Here is a 3,948-nt window from a genome sequence, read left to right as displayed (position 1 = left end):
TTCTTTGCACAAAATAATAAAATTGAACATTTTGAGTATTTTTAATAGTGAAAATAAATTAATGCAACACTAGTGATTACAGTTATAAGTTCAATTTTAATTTTAACAGCATGTAGTAATAGTAGTGCGAATTCATTTATTGGTACCTGGGAAAAAGTTGATACGGAAGAAGCAGGATGCCGAGATTCATTTGTCTTTAAAGACAATAATCAATTTGAGGTTCAAAATTCAAAGTTACAAGGCGGAAAATTATTAACAGGCACCTATGAGCATATAGAAAATAATGATTATAAATTTAATTACAGTGAGGGTACGAATAATTTTACGATTGAAGTTGAAGATCAATCAATGACTGTAACAATGGCAGGAAGTGATAATGTTTGTGAATATAATAAAATTGATTAAAAGTGGCTGATAAAACGCAGCTACTTTTTTATTTAAACTTGTATTAATGTAGAGGATTTGCTTACCGTACAAAATTTCCGATGTTGATTTGAAATAAAAATTGATCGTTTATAAAAAAGTTTGAGCAAAACTTATGGATATTACTTACAAATATGATTGTATCAAGGGTTTGCTCGACTTTTTTAATCGAACTTTTTTATAAAACGCACCGAAAATTGTTTGTTTTAATCAATCTTTTTATAAATACAAAATTTAGGAGGGTTGATATATCAGTCTTTGGTACACATAAATTATCAAACTTTTTTATAAATCTACATCCGAAATGTTGGAAGCGCTCCAATAAGGTAAGCGAGTCCCTAAAGATTAAAAACCACCTTTAAGGTGGTCCAGACCGTAGACAAACCCCAACTTTGCATTAAGCGAAGGTGGGGTTTTCTATTGTTGTCAAAGATTTTTCTTCTTTTTTAGGTTGGACATGACCCTCGCCATGTCCAGTTTGCCAATTTCTTAAGATTCATGGCAGCGAACGTAAGCATCGCCTGCATTGAAACTTTTTTAATACCTCTTAAGGTCGTCCAACGCATGCCATGCTTTTCTTTTGCGTCCGCAAAGACTCGTTCGATCGTTTCTTTACGTTTCGCATATAGAGTTTTATTACGTTCGGTATGTCTCAAATGATCTACTTCCTCTATGTACTCCTGCCATACATGTCTATGAATCATTTTGGTATGATTCTTACTTTGCGTACAACGTTCTAACAGAGGACAGTCTTTACATTCCAAAGGATTTGAAGCGTATTGTTTGTACCCGTCTCTTGTCGTCGTACGGTAAGATAGAATTTGTCCTTCGGGACATAGATAGGCGTCAAAATATTCATCGTAAACGTATTCGTATTTTCTAAGATATCCGTCTTTCGTTTTTGGACGTGTATAAGGCATAACAGGTCTGATGTCTTGGTCCATTAAGAATTTAGCGATGTGTGGTGTTTTATATCCTGCATCAACAGCGATAGAATGGGGCTTACCGACTTTATCTGTGACTTGAGTGACGAGTTTGTCCAACATCCGACTATCGTGAACATTCCCTCCGGTGACCAGTGACCCTAAGATAAACCCACGGGAGTCGCTCGCCGTATGAAACGAATACGCAAATAGTTTTTCGCGTTCATCTTTTACGTAATAACCACTTTCAGGATCTGTCGTGCTAACTTTTATTTCTTTTGACTCTTCTTTATTCTGCGGGGGGAAGGGCTTTTTTCCGTGTTTCTCACGATCGATATTAATCTCTTCATCTAACTGATTCTGATATGATCTCGTTTCGACTCGGGCTATTTTTTTTTCAAATTTCTTCTTATTAGCGTTCGCTTTTACATGAGTAGAATCAATAAAAGCAATGGATGGATCGACCAATCCCTTGGTCATCGCTTCTTTTAGAATGCGATAGAAAATTTGTTCAAATAGATCTGTATCGTGAAAGCGTCGTGCGTAGTTTTTACCGAAGGTTGAAAAATGAGGAATCTTCTCGGTGAACCCATAGCCAATAAACCATCGATAAGCCACGTTGGTTTCGATTTCCTTTATGGTTTGACGCATTGAGCGTATGCCGAAAAGGTATTGTATGAAGACCATTTTAATTAGAACAACGGGATCAACACTCGGTCGACCATTGTCTAAGCAATACTTATCTTTTACCAGATCATAAATGAATTCAAAGTCAATCGATTGTTCAACCTTCCTGACCAGATGATCATCTGGAACAAGTTGATCCAACGCAACCATTTCAATTTGATTTCTTCCATCTTCAACGTGTTTTGATAACATTTTATATCCCCCACAAAAAATCGATTCCATTCTATTATACAAAAAAAGCTTGTAGACTTGGTCTAATTCTTAGACTTTGTCTACAAGCTGAACCACCTTTAAGGTGGTCTTGTGCTTACTATCTATTTTTAATATCTTCTAATTCTTTTTGGATATCTTTGTATTTTTCACACAATCTATATACATCTAAGAAAAATTGTCTACCGTCGATGCTGCTTATTTTTTTACACTTATAGGCCTAGTGACAGGGTAGCTGCTCTAGACCGCAAAGTATTGTTTTCATCCTCTAATCAATAGATTACACTCAAAAGAGTGATTATTCTAAAGTTAGGGGAAGGTTATTTATGAAACGAAATTGGAATGAAGATGAGCTACTAGAACATTTTGTAGTACTACCCATTGAAAGAAAGCTAATTGGTAATAAAACAGGGGCAAGTCGTTTAGGATTTGCGATATTATTAAAGTACTTTCAACAAGAGGCTAGATTTCCTTCCAAGAAACAAGATATTCCCAAAGTGGTAGTTGAATTTATAGGGCAGCAATTAGGGTTATCTTCATCACTCTTTGAGGAATATCGTTGGGGAGCAGATGAAAGAAACTTTACTTATCATCGAAAACAAATTAGAGAATTCTTTGATTTTCAAGAACTTACAGCAAAAGATAACGAACTTTTGACAGAGTGGTTAAACGAACAAGTTCAGTTTACACATGATATCGACTATTTAAAAAGTCAGGCATACAGTCTGTTTCGCAAGTGGAAAGTCGAACCTCCTTCAAATGGAAGTTTAAAGCGTATGATCGATTCCTCCATTGACACTTTTGAAAAGGATTTATATCAATCGATTTATCAGCAGCTATCTTCTAGGACTTGTTCGAGATTAGATGCGTTACTGGAATCTTTTACTGATGAAGTAACAGTAGAAGGTTTTGAAGAAGAGTTTCATAAGGAAAAGGAATCAGATATTTTAACTTTTCGGCAACTTTTATCTTCTCCTAGCAAACCAAGTGTAAGTACCATGGAAATGGAAGTGAAAAAATTGTTAGCTATTCGGCACCTACACATTCCTCCAAGATTATTTCATCATTTGACTCCGAAATTAGTAAAGAAATATCGACTCCGTGCAGCTACAGAAACCGTAACAGAATTGCGTGCACACCCTGCACCCATTCGCTATACCCTTCTTGCCATTTTATTTACGCATCGTCATGAAGAAGTCATTGATTATTTAGCTGATTTATTGGATGAAATTACGCATAAATTTGGAAATAAGGCCAAAAATACAACCCGAAAAGAAGCAGTAGAAGAATTAGAAAGAGTCCAAGGAAAAAATAGACATATTGTCAATTTATTAAAAGCAACCGTAGATCACCCAGAAGGGGTCATTCAAGATACTTTATTCCCTATTGTTAGCTCTGATATGATTCGAGATATTATTAAGGACATGACAAAAAATAATCGGGAATACAAAGAAAAAATCTATATAAAAATGCATTCTTCTTACCAAGGGCATTATCGAAAGTCACTTTCTAAAATTTTAAACAACCTTACTTTTCGCTCAAATAATCAATTTCATCAGCCGATTATTAAGGGTATTCAACTCATACGAGAGTATGGAGAAAGTGGGCAACGTTATTTTGCTGCTGGAGATGAAGTTCCCATTGAAGGTGTAATTCAGCCGAAATGGAAAGACGTTATTGTTGAGACAGACAGCAAAGGGATAGA

General features: G+C 35.4%; 3 protein-coding genes. 2 read left to right on the top strand and 1 reads right to left on the bottom strand.

What is annotated here, in order from left to right; all coding sequences use genetic code 11:
* Window positions 1-72 precede the first annotated feature (72 nt).
* Window positions 73-405: a hypothetical protein gene (locus H9655_RS22235; protein ID WP_191817414.1), complete on the top strand. Its 333-nt coding sequence runs from the start codon at window positions 73-75 to the stop codon at window positions 403-405.
* A gap of 464 nt (window positions 406-869) precedes the next feature.
* On the opposite strand, the gene H9655_RS22230 is transcribed toward H9655_RS22235, so the two are convergent.
* On the bottom strand, window positions 870-2,225 hold the full coding sequence (locus tag H9655_RS22230; RefSeq protein ID WP_191817413.1) for an IS1182 family transposase: 1,356 nt from the start codon (window positions 2,223-2,225) through the stop codon (window positions 870-872).
* A gap of 344 nt (window positions 2,226-2,569) precedes the next feature.
* Between H9655_RS22230 and H9655_RS22225 the strand changes: the two genes are divergently transcribed.
* Window positions 2,570-3,948: DUF4158 domain-containing protein (locus tag H9655_RS22225; RefSeq protein ID WP_191817412.1), on the top strand; the 1,379-nt coding region annotated here is incomplete at its 3' end.

The organism is Cytobacillus stercorigallinarum, assembly GCF_014836495.1.
In the GTDB taxonomy this organism is placed as follows: domain Bacteria; phylum Bacillota; class Bacilli; order Bacillales; family Cytobacillaceae; genus Cytobacillus; species Cytobacillus stercorigallinarum.
This window is presented reverse-complemented; position numbering and strand designations above follow the sequence as displayed.